The 13,354-nt window shown below is 71.1% G+C and carries 13 protein-coding genes; 9 read left to right on the top strand and 4 right to left on the bottom strand.

The window, feature by feature from the left end; all coding sequences use genetic code 11:
• Genes OC490_RS13070 through OC490_RS13045 form a run of 6 tightly spaced genes read left to right on the top strand, consistent with a single transcriptional unit; the run spans position 1 to position 6,660 of the window.
• A complete protein-coding gene (locus tag OC490_RS13070) occupies positions 1 to 1,344 on the top strand; it encodes an O-antigen ligase family protein (RefSeq protein WP_262058066.1) in 1,344 nt (447 codons plus the stop codon).
• Positions 1,341 to 3,041 carry a murein biosynthesis integral membrane protein MurJ gene (gene murJ, locus OC490_RS13065; RefSeq protein ID WP_262058065.1) on the top strand — a complete coding sequence of 567 codons (1,701 nt, stop codon included), beginning with the start codon at positions 1,341 to 1,343 and terminating at the stop codon, positions 3,039 to 3,041. Before OC490_RS13070 ends, murJ begins: the two co-directional genes overlap by 4 nt.
• Complete coding sequence (locus OC490_RS13060; RefSeq protein WP_262058064.1) at positions 3,025 to 3,783, top strand: polysaccharide deacetylase family protein; 759 nt, start codon at positions 3,025 to 3,027, stop codon at positions 3,781 to 3,783. The genes murJ and OC490_RS13060 overlap by 17 nt, the downstream gene beginning before the upstream one ends.
• Positions 3,780 to 4,931 carry a glycosyltransferase gene (locus OC490_RS13055; protein ID WP_262058063.1) on the top strand — a complete coding sequence of 384 codons (1,152 nt, stop codon included), beginning with the start codon at positions 3,780 to 3,782 and terminating at the stop codon, positions 4,929 to 4,931. Before OC490_RS13060 ends, OC490_RS13055 begins: the two co-directional genes overlap by 4 nt.
• Positions 4,928 to 5,560 (top strand): lipopolysaccharide biosynthesis protein, encoded by a 633-nt coding sequence (locus OC490_RS13050; RefSeq protein WP_262058062.1) that lies wholly within the window; start codon positions 4,928 to 4,930, stop codon positions 5,558 to 5,560. The genes OC490_RS13055 and OC490_RS13050 overlap by 4 nt, the downstream gene beginning before the upstream one ends.
• Positions 5,561 to 5,565: 5 nt before the next feature.
• Positions 5,566 to 6,660, top strand: a complete 1,095-nt coding sequence (locus tag OC490_RS13045) for a GNAT family N-acetyltransferase (protein WP_410098613.1) — start codon at positions 5,566 to 5,568, stop codon at positions 6,658 to 6,660.
• Positions 6,661 to 6,682: 22 nt separating this feature from the next.
• Here OC490_RS13045 and OC490_RS13040 read toward each other — a convergent pair whose 3' ends face one another.
• Positions 6,683 to 8,008 (bottom strand): glycoside hydrolase family 26 protein, encoded by a 1,326-nt coding sequence (locus OC490_RS13040; protein ID WP_262058060.1) that lies wholly within the window; start codon positions 8,006 to 8,008, stop codon positions 6,683 to 6,685.
• A gap of 140 nt (positions 8,009 to 8,148) precedes the next feature.
• Between OC490_RS13040 and OC490_RS13035 the strand changes: the two genes are divergently transcribed.
• Together OC490_RS13035 and OC490_RS13030 are read left to right on the top strand one after the other, a co-directional pair.
• Complete coding sequence (locus OC490_RS13035; RefSeq protein WP_262058059.1) at positions 8,149 to 9,456, top strand: ATP-grasp domain-containing protein; 1,308 nt, start codon at positions 8,149 to 8,151, stop codon at positions 9,454 to 9,456.
• Positions 9,456 to 10,712 (top strand): lysine N(6)-hydroxylase/L-ornithine N(5)-oxygenase family protein, encoded by a 1,257-nt coding sequence (locus tag OC490_RS13030; RefSeq protein ID WP_262058058.1) that lies wholly within the window; start codon positions 9,456 to 9,458, stop codon positions 10,710 to 10,712. Before OC490_RS13035 ends, OC490_RS13030 begins: the two co-directional genes overlap by 1 nt.
• 54 nt (positions 10,713 to 10,766) lie before the next feature.
• On the opposite strand, the gene OC490_RS13025 is transcribed toward OC490_RS13030, so the two are convergent.
• From OC490_RS13025 to OC490_RS13015, 3 genes are all read right to left on the bottom strand, one after another.
• Positions 10,767 to 11,756, bottom strand: coding sequence for a chaplin family protein (locus OC490_RS13025; RefSeq protein WP_262058057.1), 990 nt, complete (start codon positions 11,754 to 11,756; stop codon positions 10,767 to 10,769).
• Positions 11,757 to 11,863: 107 nt separating this feature from the next.
• Positions 11,864 to 12,091, bottom strand: coding sequence for a chaplin ChpD (gene chpD, locus OC490_RS13020; protein WP_033284615.1), 228 nt, complete (start codon positions 12,089 to 12,091; stop codon positions 11,864 to 11,866).
• 301 nt (positions 12,092 to 12,392) lie between these two features.
• Positions 12,393 to 12,809, bottom strand: a complete 417-nt coding sequence (locus tag OC490_RS13015) for a rodlin (RefSeq protein WP_262058056.1) — start codon at positions 12,807 to 12,809, stop codon at positions 12,393 to 12,395.
• Positions 12,810 to 12,999: 190 nt separating this feature from the next.
• Between OC490_RS13015 and OC490_RS13010 the strand changes: the two genes are divergently transcribed.
• A partial coding sequence (locus OC490_RS13010) for a rodlin (protein ID WP_262058055.1) occupies positions 13,000 to 13,354 on the top strand: 355 nt, incomplete at its 3' end.

Below are 13,354 nucleotides of genomic sequence, written 5' to 3'. Positions count from 1 at the left end.
GTGAACCACCGCCTGCGCACGTTCGCCCCGGTCCTGCCGGTCATCGCCGTGATCGCCCTGCTCGGCCTGCCGCTCGCCCCGGGCGCGGGCGGCGCGGGTCCCGCCGACGCGGTCTCCGGGCTGGTGGTGCTGTACTGCGGGATCCGGCTGCTCCGCGAGCGCAGGCGTCCACTCACCCCAACTGCCATGGTGGTCATGGGACTTCCGGTCCTGGGCCTGTCCATCGCCGCGATGGGCGCGTCCTCGCCGGGGGCGGGGCTGAGCGGCCTGGGCCGCTACCTCCAGATCTTCGTCCTCGTCCCGGCGGCGGTCGTGCTGCTGGTCCGCGACCGGCGCGACTTCCGCGTGCTGGCCTGGTCGTTCGTCTCCCTCGCCCTGTGGCAGGGAGCGATCGGCGTCAAGCAGTACGTCACCGCGACCGGCGCCTCCTACCAGGGCGAGGACATCCGCGCCGTCGGCACCTTCGGACCGACCGACGTGATGGGCATGGCGACGGTCGTGTCCTTCGGCCTGATCTGCGCGCTCGCGCTGGCACTGGGCCTGGGCCGAAAGGACGTACGGCAACGGACAGTTGCCGCCGCATGCACCTTCGCTCTCCTCGTCCCCCTCGCCCTCTCCTTCAGCCGCGGCGCCTGGATCGCGACCGCCGCGACCTGCGCGCTGCAACTGGCGCTGGCCGGACTGCGGCGCGCACTGAAGGTGGCCGCGGCCGTGACGGCGGCGGGCGTGGTCCTGGTCGGCGGCTTCGGGGTCGGTTCGGCGATGCTCCAGGAGCGGATCAGCAGCATCACCCAAGTCACCGACGCCCCCGACCAGTCGGTGATCGACCGGTACACCATGTGGGCGGCGGCAACCGCGATGTGGCGCGAACACCCGCTGACCGGCGTCGGGTTGAAGGGCTTCCCCGAACACCGCGACGGCAACGCCTCGTTGGCCCTCTCCTCGGGCAGCGACACCGACGGCGCGGGCGCCGGGTACCTGAAGCAGCCCCTGCTCTCCCCCCACAACATGTACCTCCTGGTCCTCAGCGAACAGGGCCTGATCGGCCTCCTCACCCTGGCCGGCAGCTGGCTGGCATTGCTGGTGTGCGCCCTGCGCGGCCTCTTCCGTACCCACCGCACCGGCCAGCCCGGCGTCGACTGCGCACTGGTGTCCTCAGGCCTCCTGATCTGGCAGCTGATCGACTTCATGTACGCGGACATCGGCGGCCCGTCGACAGTCCTGACGGCGGTGGTGTTCGGGGTGGCGGCGTGGTGGTCGCTGGTGGGGGCGAACAGGGAGGAGGAGCAGCTTCCTGTTGCGGCTCCGGTGCGCGCGATCAAGGCAGAGGCCGGGATCCAATGACGGTGACAGGTAGCGCCCCAAAGGGGCGCGGGGAACTGCGCGACCAGCCCCAACGGCGCAGCACCCAACAACCCACCGAAACCGCCCTCATCCCGTCCCCCTCCCCAGAAGTCACCCCGGCCCCCGAGTCCCGCCGCTTCCTCGCCAAAGCCGCCCTCATCACCGCCGCCCTCTCCATCACCGGCTCCCTCCTCGGCCTCGCCAGAGACCAGTCCCTCGCCCGCCTCTTCGGCGCCGGCAGCGAAACAGACGCCTTCCTCGTCGCCTGGACCGTCCCCGAGTTCGCCGCCACCCTCCTCATCGAGGACGGCCTCGCGTTCGCCCTGATCCCGGCGTTCAGCATGGCGCTGGCCCACAGAGCGCAAGGCGCCCCCGGCGACCCCGTCCGCACCCTGGTAAGAGCCACCCTCCCCCGCCTCGCCCTGGCGTTCATCGCGGTATCGGCACTGCTCATCGCAGCAGCCCCCTACCTGGTCGAGGCCCTCGCCCCCGGCCTGCCCAACCCCGCGCTCGCCGTCAGCTGCACCCGCATCACCGCGACCTGCGTCCTGAGCTTCGGCCTCGCCGGCTACTGCAGCGCCGCCCTGCGCGCCCACCGTCGTTTCGTGGCACCGGCGGCGATCTACGTGGCGTACAACATCGGCATCATCGCCGGGATGTACGCCTTCGGTGCCCACTGGGGCGTACGGTCGGCGGCCCTCGGTGTGGCCGCGGGCGGCTGCCTGATGGTGCTGACCCAACTGCCCGCACTGGTAAGCCAGTTGAGGAGCCACAAGCCGACGGCACCGGACACCGGCGTCGACGGCACCACCGAGGCCCCCCGCCCGATGAACTTCGCCCTGATGGCCACCGTGCTGCTCTTCGCACTCTGCCGCCAGTCCCAGGTCCTCATCGAGCGCTTCCTCGCCTCCCACCTCCCGGCCGGCGCCATCTCGCATCTGAACTACGCGCAGAAGGTCGCCCAGATGCCGATGGTGCTGTCGCTGATGCTGTGCACGGTCACCTTCCCGGTGGTCGCGCGGGCGCTCGCCGAGGGCGACACGGAGAAGGCCCGCAACCGGGTGGAGCGGGACCTCGCGCTCGCCGCGTGCCTTGTCCTGCTGGGCGCCGCCACGGTGATCGCCTGTGCCCCGCAGATCATCGAACTCCTCTTCCAGCGGGGCGCGTTCACCGCCCACGACACCGCGGCCACGGCCGGCGTGATGCGTGTGTACGCGCTCGGGCTGCTCGGCCAGACCCTGGTCGGTGTCCTGGTCCGCTCGTACTTCTCGGCGGGCCGCCCCACCTGGTTCCCGGTCGGCGCGATGGCCGCCGGCATCGTCGTGACCTCCTGGATCGGTGCCTGGACGGTCGGTCCCTGGGGCGTCATCGGCATCGCCACCGCCAACGCCACCGGCATCACCGTCACCGCCGTACTCCTGCTGTGCGGCAGCGGCCCGCGCAGTGTCCCGATCCGCACCCGGCAGGTCCTGGTCGAGCTGACCCGGCCGGTGCGCGCGGCGGCGGTCGCGACGGTCGCCGGGGCGTTCGCCGCCCGCGCGATGCCCTCACCGCTGCCCGGTCTCGCCGTCGGCTGCACGACCGTCACCGTCGTCTTCGTCCTGCTCGGCTGGGCCCTGGACGCCCAGGGCTTCGCACCCGCACTGGAATCCGTCCGCTCCGTCACACGAAGGCTCCCGCATGGCCGCTCCCGCTGATTCCCCGACCACCGGCAGTCGCGTCACGGGCCCGGTCCCGTGGGTGGCGATGTACCACTCCGTGGGCGACTGCTCCGACGACCCCTACCACATCACGGTCACCCCCGACCGCCTGGACCGGCAGCTGCGCTGGCTGAGCCGGCGCGGTCTGCGGGGCGTGTCCATGGCCGAGCTGCTCACCGCCCGCGCCCGGGGCGAGGGCCACGGTCTGGTCGGGCTGACCTTCGACGACGGTTACGCCGACTTCGTCGACAACGCCCTTCCCGTGCTGGCCCGTTGGGACTGCGGCGCCACCCTCTTCGTGCTGCCCGGCAGGCTCGGCGGCGACAACTCCTGGGACCCGCTGGGCCCGCGCAAACCGCTCCTCACCGCGGACGGCATCCGTCGAGCCGCCGCCGAGGGCATGGAGATCGGCTCGCACGGCCTGACCCACGTCGACCTGACCAAGGCGGACGACGCCACCCTGAAGGCCGAAGTCGCCGAAAGCCGTTCCGTACTGGCCGAGTTGACCGGCACGAACGTCGACGGCTTCTGCTACCCGTACGGCACGATCGACGCCCGCACCGTGGCCGCCGTACGCGAAGCCGGTTACACCTACGCCTGCGCCATCGACCCCTGCGACCTCAACGGCCAACACGCCTTCCCCCGCGTGCACATCGGCCAGAACGACACCGCCGTCCGCCTCTTCCTCAAGTACCGGCTGCACGGCCTGCGCCGCCGTCCGGTGGAGGGTCCCGCATGAAGGCCCTGCACATCATCACCGGGCTCGGCATCGGCGGCGCCGAGCAGCAACTCCGGCTGCTGCTGCGCCACTTGCCGGTCGACTGCGATGTCGTGACGCTCACCAACCCGGGCGCGGTCGCCGACGGTCTCACGGCCGACGGGGTGCGCGTCCACCACCTCGGCATGACCGGCAACCGCGACCTGCCCGCCCTCCCCCGCCTGGTCAAAATCATCCGCAACGGCGGCTACGACCTGGTCCACACCCACCTCTACCGCGCCTGCGTCTACGGCCGGCTCGCCGCCCGGATCGCGGGTGTGAAGGCGGTCGTCGCCACCGAACACTCCCTGGGCGACTCGCAGATGGAGGGTCGCGGCCTCAACACCGGGGTCCGCGCCCTGTATCTCGCCAGCGAACGCCTGGGCCGCTCCACGGTCGCCGTCTCCCCCACGGTCGCCGAACGCCTCAAGCAGTGGGGCGTGCCCAGCCCACGCATCGAAGTGGTCCCCAACGGCATCGACCTGCCCCGCTTCCGCTTCGACCCGGTCCAACGGCTGCGCACCCGCCAGCGCCTCGGCCTGCCGGAGGACGCGTACGTCGTCGGCGGCATCGGCCGGCTCGCGGCCGGCAAACGCTTCGACGTCCTGATCCGCACCCTGACCCAACTCCCCTCCGACTACTGGCTGTTGCTGGTCGGCGGCGGCCCCGAGGAGAACCTCCTGCGCCGCACCGCCCACGACTGCGGAGTGGCCGACCGGGTGCTGTTCACCGGCGAACGCCCCTACGTCCCGGACGGCACCCCCGGCCCCGACCTGCCCTCCCTCACCGCGGCGATGGACCTGCTGGCCTCGCCGTCCCCCGAGGAGGCCTTCGGCCTGGCCGTCGTAGAGGGTCTGGCGGCCGGGCTGCCCGTGCTCTACGCCTCCTGCCCCGCCGTCGAGGACCTCCCGCCACAGGCCGCCGAAACCGCACTCCGCGTCCAGGGCGGCCCCGAGGTCTTCGCCCGCGCGCTGGCGGCGGCCCGCGCCCGGGGCCCGCGCCCGCGCACCGCGCCGGACGCCGCCCACCACTACTGCATCACCCGCAGCGCCGCCCAACTCATGGACGTGTACGCGGCGGTCTCCACCTCGTCGCCGTCCCCCGCACCCCAGGGAGCCAGTTCCTCATGACCGAGATCCGACAGCACCGACCGCTCGCCCGCGCGAAGACCCTTCCGGCCTGGTCCCTCCTCGCGGCCGGCGCCATGACCGGCGGACTCCTCGGCGCCGGCTACGGCCTCGCCAAGCCGCCGACGTATACGGCCACCAGCTACGTCATCGCCGTACCGACCGACAAGGCCGACTCCTCGACCGCGCTCGGCTTCGCGCAGGCCTACGGCCGGGTCGCCACCCAGCTCGCGGTGCTCGGCGACGCGCAGGTGTGGGCGGGCGTCCCGGTGAAGACGCTCCAGTCGAGCGTGCAGACGGCGACCTCGCCGGACGCGCCGATGGTCGCCGTCACAGCCGTCTCCTCCCGCGCCGACCTCGCCGCCGACATGGCCAACGCGGTGTCCCGCTCGCTGACCGTGCACGCGAACGACTCGAAGGACTCGACCCACGTCGAACTCCAGACCTTCGCCCGGGCGATCAAGCCGGCCGGGCCCTCCTCGGCCTCCGCCGCGGTGACCGGTCTGGTCGGCGCGAGCGCGGGCGGCCTCCTCGGCGGCCTGCTGCTCCTGGTACGGCCGCGCCGGACCACCGACGAGACCGGCCGCCCGGCCTCCGTGCCCAGCCCGGCCACCGCGGCCGACGTCCTGTGACACCGGTGTACTCGACCGAACTCGTCACCGACGCCCAGGCCTTCGCCGAACTGGCCCAATCCTGGGGCCGGTTGTACCAGAAGTGCGGCGCGGCGACCCCCTTCCAGAGCCACGCCTGGCTGCACTCCTGGTGGCTGTCGTACGGCCGAACGGGCCGACTGCGCCTGCTCGTTGTGCGCGACGGCCGCGAACTCGTCGCCGCCGCACCCCTGATGCTCGTCCGCCGCCCGGTCTCCTCGCTGGTCCCGCTCGGCGGCGCGATCTCGGACTACGGCGACGTCCTGCTCGACGACGACCACGGCGACCCGGCGGTCGCCGCACTGACGGAGGCCCTCGCGTCCGCCGCCCGCACCGCGCTGATCGACTTCCGCGAGGTGCGGCCCGGCGGCGCGGTCGAGCGCGTCTACGACCGCTGGCACGGCCCCCGCCGCCGCGTCCACGACTCGCTGTGCCTGGAGCTCCCCGCCGTACCGATGGACGAACTGGTCGCCCGTCTCCCCTCCTCCAAGGCCCAGCGCGTCCGCGCCAAACTCCGCAAGCTCACCGCACTCGGCGTCGAGCGCACTGTCGTACGACCCGACGAGGTGGACGGAGCACTGCGGCGGCTGCTGGAGCTGCATCAACTCCAGTGGCAGGGGCGGAAGGTGACGTCCGAGCATCTCCAGACCCGGTTCTGCGAACACCTGGTCCGCTCGGTCGGGCCGATGGTCCGTTCCGGGGACGCCGTCGTCACCGAGTTCCGGCTCGACGAGGACGTGGTCGCCGTAGACCTCACGCTGTTGTCGCGGCGGCTCGCGGGCGGGTATCTCTACGGCGCGCATCCGCGGCTGCGGGAGCGGAAGGCGGACGTGGCGGTGATGCTGCTCGACGCGTGCGCCGAGCACACCGGCACCGACGGGCCCGGCACGCTCAGCCTGCTGCGCGGCAACGAGCCGTACAAGCACCACTGGCGGCCCGAACCGGTGCTCAACCAGCGGCTGTTGCTGGCCCGGAGGCGCACGGCGCCGCTGATGACGGCGGTCGTCTGCGATGTCGCCGCGCGCCGGCAGGGCAAGGCGATACTGCGGAAGTGGAGGGAACGCGGTGGCGACGGACCGTGAGCGGCCCGCCGCCACCTCTGGTTCAGCGGTCGCGCTGCCACCAGTCGAACTTCACGCACAGCTTCCCGCCGAGCCAGTACTCGACCCAGTCGCCGAGTTCCACGGGCGAGCAGTTGGCCGGGTGCGTCGGGGTGGGAGGCGTGGTCGGCTTGGGCGGCTCCGGGGTGACCGGGGTCGTGGGTGTCGTGGGTGTGGTCGGCACCGGAGTGACCGGGGTCGGGTCCTCCGTGCGGCCGAACAGGACCGAACGGTAGACCTTGGACGACTTCGGGTTCTGGGAGCACTGCCACACACCGTGCGGGCAGTAGTCGGTCACGGTGTTGTACAGCAGCTTGTGCTCGTCCATCCAGGCGAGCATCCGCTTCATGTACTCCGCGTTGTCGCCATTGCGGAAGAGTCCCCATTCAGGATAGGAAATGGGCTTGCCGTGGGACTTGGCGAAGTCCACGTGTTCCTGGAGTCCGTAGGGCTCTTTCACCTGCTCGTCGAACGTCAGCCCGGAAGGCTGGTCGTACGAATCCATTCCGACGATGTCGACCGTGTCGTCCCCCGGATAGCACTGCGTCCAGGGAACGGCGTCCCGACCGCGGCTCGGAGTGAAGTCGAACCGGAATTTCTGGCCCGGCACCGAGCGCATCGTGGTGACGATCCTGTTCCAGTACTTCTTCCAGGCCTCCGGGTCCGGCCCGCAGCGAGAGGTGTACGTGGTGCCGTTCATCTCCCAGCCGAGCACGATCACCGTGTCCGGCACCTTCAGGTCGACCAGCCGTTCGGCCAGAGCCTTGAAGTGCTGATCGAACTGACCGGCCGCGCCCAGCTGGAGCAGCCGCCGGACCTGCCAGTCGGAGACCCCGTCCTCGTTGTGCTCCTGCATGGGCACGTTGAGGACGAGCATCCGGTCGGTCTTCTCGGTGCGCCAGTCCGCCCACACGTCGAGGAGACCGGGGGCGCCCTCGATGTCGCTCCAGTGGTTGCCGGGCAGGTAGGTGTGGCCGACGCGGAGTTCGGCACCGCCCAACCAGCTGCTCAGCGCGGCCATCCGGGCCACACCACGGGCACCGGAGTCGAGGAAGGCACCGAAGGCCGGCGCCTCTTTCGGCTCGGGGGTCTTCACCGGTGCGACGACGGCCGGGGTCGTGGGCACGGCGACCGCGGGTGCGGTGGTCGTAGGCGTGGCGGGCACGGTGGTCGTGGGCGCGGTGGTCACGGGAGCAGGCGGGTCGGTGGCCCGCGCCACCTCCGCCCCCGCCGCGAACCCGGGACCCGACGCCAGTGCCGCCGACGCGGCGACCGTAGCCGCGACGAAGGCCAGTCGTCCGGTCCGGGACCGTCGTTGCTGTGGGGCCATGCCTGCTCCTCTCTCCACTCTCGTGTTCTCGTTTCTCTTTTTGACACTCAGTCATACGAATATGAATTACGCCACCGCCGTTACGGCTTTTGAGTGTCCCTGTCGCCCGCGTGGGTGAACCGAACCGAAGGAAACAGTCCGTGTCGCTGCTCGACATCCGTGTCCCCGCAGTTCTGTTGCGGATCGACCGGAATCCCTTTCACCACGGAACGCTGGGGGCCGTGCGTTCGCTCGGCAGGGCGGGAGTGGAGGTGCATGTGGTCGCCGATTCCGCCGGAAGTCCCGTACGCAGCTCCCGCTTTGTCTGCCAGATGCACCCCCCGCCGGCGCCCGGCGCGTCCCTGGCCGAGATCGCCGTCACGCTGCGCCGGGTGGCCGCGCGGATCGCGCGTCCCGCCGTACTGATCCCGATGGACGACGCGAGCGCCGTCGCCGTCGGCCGGCTGCGCGACGAACTCGCGCCCTCCTACCTGCTGCCGCAGCAGCCCGGCGCACTGGCCGAACGGGTCGCCGACAAGGCCGAACTGGCCGCCGTGTGCGCGAGCGCCGACATCCCGCACCCGGTGACGCTGATCCCGGAGAGCCCGGCGCAGGCCGCGAGCGCGGCCTGGCAACTGGGGCTGCCGGTGGTCGCGAAGTGGAGCCGGCCCTGGCTGGTGCCGTGCGGGACCGGGCTGCGCAGCACGGTGGTGGTGCACAGCGCGCAGGAGGCACGCGAGTTGTATCTGCGCGCCGAGGAAGCGGGCAGCCGACTGCTGCTGCAGTCGTTCCTGCCCCCGGGGCCCGACCGCGACTGGTTCTTCCACGGCTACGTCGATCGCACCGGCGCCGTGCGCGGCGGCGGCCCCGGCCGCAAGCAGCGGGCCTGGCCCCGCGGTGCGGGCCTGACGGCGGTGGGCCGCTGGACGCCCAACTCCCAGGTACAGGCGCTCGCCGAACGTCTCACCGCCGAACTCGGCTACCGCGGCATCTTCGACCTGGACTTCCGCCTCTGCGGCACGACCGGCCGCTACCACCTGCTCGACTTCAACCCGCGGCCCGGCGCACAGTTCCGGCTCTTCACCGACAGCGCGGGCCTCGACGTGGTCCGCGCGCTGCACCTGGACCTGACCCACCGTCCGCTGCCGGACGGGGCGCCCCGCCCCGGGCGCTCGTTCGTGGTGGAGAACTACGCGCCGCTCAGCGCGCTGCGGCCGGCCCCCGCCGGACGCGAACTGGCCTGGTACGCGCCGGACGACCGGGCACCGGGCCGGGCGATGTGGGGCCTGTGGGCCGGGCATGTGCTCCGCAAGCTGCGGGAGCGACTGGGCGGCGGACCGGTGCCGCCGCGCGCGGCGACGCGGGTGGTGCGGCAGTCGAGCACGAGCCCGCTCGACGAGCCCGCCGAACAGGCCGAGTTGACCAAGTTGACCAAGTTGACCGACGACGAGAAAGCGAGCAGTTGCTGATGTACGACCTGCTGGTGGTGGGCGCGGGCCCGTACGGCCTGTCCATCGCGTCCCACGCCGCGGCTGCCGGGCTGAACCTGCGCGTCTTCGGCCGGCCCATGGCGTCCTGGCGCGACCACATGCCCCGGGGCATGTTCCTCAAGTCGGAACCCTGGGCCTCCAACCTGTCCGATCCCGAAGGCCGTTGGCCGCTCGACGCGTACTGCGCGACCCAGGGCGTGGAGTCCCGGCACGGCGAGCCGATCCCGGTCGAGATGTTCGCCTCGTACGGACTGTGGTTCGCCCGCAACGCCGTGCCCGAGGTGGACGAGCGGACCGTGGAACGGATCGCACCGGTGCCCGGCGGCTTCGAGGCGGTGACGGACGACGGCACGGTGCTGCACGCCCGGACCGTCGCCCTCGCGGTCGGTGTCATGCCGTTCGTCGAAATCCCGTCCGCGCTACGGGGGTTGAGCCGTTCCCTCGTCTCGCACAGCAGCCACCACAGCGCGCTGGACGACTTCCGCGACAAGGACGTCACAGTGATCGGCGGCGGCCAGGCGGCGCTGGAGACGGCCGCCCTGCTCGCCGAACAGGGCACGCGGGTAAGGGTGTTGGCGCGCGCTGACGAGCTGTACTGGAACGACGTACCGCCGGCCTGGGAGCGCCCGTGGTGGCAGGAGGCCCGCTCCCCGCACAGCGGCCTGGGCCCCGGCTGGCGCAACTGGTTCTACGCCGAACGCCCCGACCTCTTCCGCCGTCTCCCGGAGTCGACCCGGGCCAGGATCGCAGCCAACGCCCTTGGTCCGGCCGGTGCTTGGTGGGTGCGGGACCGGTTCGAACCGGCGGTGGAGGTACTGCTCGGCCACGAGGTCGCGGCGGCCGACCTGGTGCCCGGCGGGGTACGCCTGGAGACGGTGAGCGGAGCGGGCGGGACACGCTCCCTGGAGACCGAACACGTCATCGCGGCCACGGGGTTCAAGGCGACGACCGGCCGACTCGGGCTGCTCTCAAGCGAGTTGCGGGGATCACTGGCCACGGTGGGAGACGGTTCCCCGGAGGTCGGCCGGGACTTCGAGTCCTCGCTCCCGGGCCTCTTCATGGCGGGTCTGCTGACGGCCTCGGGCTTCGGCCCGGCGATGCGCTTCGTGCACGGCGCCACGTTCACGGCGGGCGCGCTGGTCCGGGGAGTCCGGCGCCGGCTGAACTCGGAGCCGCGCGGCGGGATGATCCCGGCGCCGGGGCGGCGCGGCGCACTGGATTTCGTACGACGCTGACCGCGTAGTGCGGCGCGGGTGTGCCGGGCGGTGACGTCCGGCACCCCGTGCGCATTACCTACGGGTCGCTGCCCGGCCTCGTCGGTAGAGGATCGTGCCACCCGCGATCAACGCGGCGCTGACGGCGGAAGTGGCCAACATGGCCTCACTGCCGGTGTGCGCCAGAACGGGCGGCGGGGTGTGGCTCCCACCGTGCGGAGGCGGCGGGGTGTGGTCGCCGCCTTGCGGAGGCGGGGTGTGGTTTCCACCCGTGGGGGGCGGGGTGTGGTGGTCGCCGCCAGTGGGCGGAGGCGTGTGGCTGCCGCCGGTCGGGGGCGGGGTGTGGTGATCCCCACCCGTGGGCGGAGGGGTGTGGTTCCCGCCGGTCGGGGGCGGGGTGTGGTGGTCACCGCCAGTGGGCGGAGGGGTGTGGTGATCCCCACCGGTAGGCGGAGGTGTGTGGTGGTCACCGCCAGTAGGAGGCGGCGTGTGGTGATCCCCACCCGTAGGCGGAGGCGTGTGATGGTCACCGCCATGCGGAGGGGGTGGCGTCTCCTCGCAGTCCTCCGGCTTGCCGTGGCCCGAGTCACCGGAGCCGTAGCCCGAGTGGTCTCCCGAGCCATAGCCCGAGTGATCGCCCGAGCCGTAACCCGAGTGGTCACCGTAGCCGTGGCCGGAGTGCTCGCCGTAGCCGTAACCCGAATCATCGCCGGAGCCGTACCCCGAGTCGTCCCCGGAGCCGTAGCCCGAGTCGTCGGAGTCGTCGTAGGCCTGCTCGGCCCACCGGTGGTGTCCGGTGTGCTCACTGTGCCGGTGCGATTCCTTGCCGCCGGCGCAGGAGTTGCCGAAGGTCGGGTTGAGCCCGGACACGCCGTCGACGGAGTTGCCGCAGGCGTTGACCGGCGCGTCGACCGGGACAGAGAGGCTGTTGCCGGACAGGACGCCCGGCGAATCCTTGGCAGCGCCGGCCGTGTACGTCTCGGCCATGGCGGGGCTGCCGCACAGGGACAGAATGCTTGTCGCGGCGGCAGCCGCGACCATTCCCTTACCCAGGGTCTGTCGCAATCTCGTTGTCTTCCTGCTTGAAGAAGTGGGAAAAAAAGCCGGCCTTGGAACAGGAAAGTGTCCAAGGCCGGCCGTGACACAGCCGGAACGGCTGGTGCGTTACGTCGTCAGTCGTTGACGCAGGTGTTGCCGAACGCCGGGTTCAGCAGGCCGATCACGTCGATCGAGTTGCCGCACACGTTGACGGGGATGTGCACGGGAACCTGGACCACGTTGCCCGAGAGGACACCCGGCGAACCGACGGCGGCACCCTCGGCACCCGCGTCGGCGAAGGCCGGGGCGGCCATACCGAGAGCCATGATCGCACCAGCGACAACAGCAGCGCTCTTCTTCATGAACGTTCCCTTCTCTGCGGTCATGCCCTATGACGGCCGAAACCGAGCGAGCACAGCTTGGGCGGCTCGCACCATGACCTGCAGCCTGTGAAACGAGGGATAGACACAGGAAGAAACTGAAGAACGCGTGTCACCTGACAATTCACTCGATCGTCGGCACTTAATTGACGCGATGGCCGCACCGACGCAGAAACGCTTCTCTTCAAGGCAAGGCAGCGGGAAGACAACTTCGGAAAACGCCGAGGGCGGCCCGTACGGAAATTCCCGTACGGGCCGCCCTGGCCGCTTCATTGACGGACGATCAGCTGCCGATGGCGCCGTTGCCCGACAGCACCGGGATGTTGTCCGCGATGTGCGACAGCGGCTCGTCACCCTTGGCCTGGGTGGAGTTCTCGGCGCACTGCTGGTTCTGCTCGGCCGACAGGATCGGCACGTCCTGGAGGACGGTGACCGGCACGAGGACGCCCACGAGCGAGGCCGCGTTGGCCTTGACCGGGACACCGAGGCACAGCTTGTTCAGGTCACCCTGGGCGAGCGAGAGCTGGGGGCTCATGTCGCCGGTGGTCTTGGCGTTGCCGTAGACCTGCTCGGCACCGTTCCCGTTGACCGTGGTGACGCCATTGTCGTTGCCGATGGCCAGCGCCTGCGGGGCGGCCGTCGCCGAGACGCCGACGACGGAAGCCGCGACAGCCGTCGCAGCCATTGCCTTCTTGAGCATTTCTGCGGTCCTTTCCTGGCAGAGACACAATTCCTGCTCCCCGATCAACCGGGGTGGGCCGGAATGGTTGCGTGTCTTCACCCGGTTGGATTCATCTGGGCCATTGGAGTGAATCGGAGCAACCATGCGGCCCGGTGCCAGTTGTTCAGGTCGCTCCGGTGGACGGGGTTACTCCAGAAGGGATCATGAAGTGATCAAGAAGGTTATGGCTGCTGCGGCTGTCGCCGCTTCCGTCGTCGGAGCCTCGGCTGCCGTCGCCGCCCCGGCGATGGCGATCGGTAACGACAACGGCGTCACCACGACGAATGGCAACGGCGCCGAGCAGGTCTACGGCAACCAGGCCACGTACGGCAACATGAGCCCGCAGATGGCGCTCATCCAGGGCTCGCTGAACAAGCCCTGCATCGGCCTGCCGGCCAAGGCGAACCTGGCCTCGCTGGTCGGCGTCGTGCCGGTCACCGTCGCCCAGGACGTGCCGATCCTCTCCGCGCCGCAGAACCAGCAGTGCACCGAGAACTCCACCCAGGCGAAGGGCGACGAGCCCC

Source organism: Streptomyces sp. STR69 (assembly GCF_024519455.1).
Classification (GTDB): Bacteria; Actinomycetota; Actinomycetes; order Streptomycetales; family Streptomycetaceae; genus Streptomyces.
Note: the sequence above shows the minus strand (reverse complement) of the source record. Positions and strands in the feature narration are given on the sequence as shown.